Here is an 878-nt window from a genome sequence, read left to right as displayed (position 1 = left end):
AGCGCGCGGTCCGAGCCGCTCCCGGCAAAGTCGTCGAAGGCCTTGTCGGTGACGCGGATGATGTGGTTCGCGATGAAGGGTGCCCCTTGCGCCGCGCCCTGTTCGGGGTGCTTGAGCGCGCATTCCCATTCGAGCACGGCCCAGCCCTCGAAATCGTACTGCGCCATCTTCGCGAAGATCTGGCCGAAGTCGACCTGTCCGTCGCCCAGGCTGCGGAAGCGACCCGGTCGGTCGACCCAGCCCTGGTAGCCGCCGTAGACGCCGACTTTGCCGTTGGGCCGGAACTCGGCGTCCTTGACGTGGAAGCACTTCACCCGCTCGTGGTAGATGTCGAGGAAGGCGAGGTAGTCGAGCTGTTGCAGCACGAAGTGCGAGGGGTCGTAGAGGATGTTCGCGCGGGGGTGGTTGCCGAGGCGATCGAGGAACATCTCGAAGGTCACGCCGTCGTGGAGGTCCTCGCCGGGGTGCAATTCGTAGCCGATGTCGACGCCGTTCTCGTCGAACACGTCGAGGATCGGCTTCCAGCGGCGCGCGAGCTCGTCGAAGGCGTCCTCCACCAGACCCGCCGGACGCTGCGGCCAGGGGTAGAAGTAAGGCCAGGCGAGCGCGCCGGAGAAGCTGGCGTGGGCGGTGAGCCCGAGCCGGCGGCTAGCGACGGCGGCAAGCTTCACCTGCTCTGTCGCCCATTCCTGCCGCGCCCTGGGATTGCCCCGCACATGGGGCGCGGCGAAGCCGTCGAACTGCGCGTCGTAGGCCGGGTGGACCGCGACGAGCTGGCCCTGGAGGTGGGTCGAGAGCTCGGTGATCGCGATCCCCTTGTCGGCGAGCATGCCGGTGATCTCGTCGCAATAAGTCTGGCTTTCGGCCGCCTTCTCAAG

1 protein-coding gene is annotated in these 878 nt (G+C 67.2%); it reads right to left on the bottom strand.

What is annotated here, in order from left to right; translation table 11 throughout:
• On the bottom strand, positions 1 to 878 hold an 878-nt coding region (locus HT136_RS26080), incomplete at both ends, for a sugar phosphate isomerase/epimerase family protein (RefSeq protein WP_214202657.1).

The organism is Novosphingobium profundi, from assembly GCF_018491765.1.
In the GTDB taxonomy this organism is placed as follows: domain Bacteria; phylum Pseudomonadota; class Alphaproteobacteria; order Sphingomonadales; family Sphingomonadaceae; genus Novosphingobium; species Novosphingobium profundi.
The sequence above is the reverse complement of the archived record's forward strand: the minus strand, read 5'-3'. Positions and strand labels throughout refer to the sequence as shown.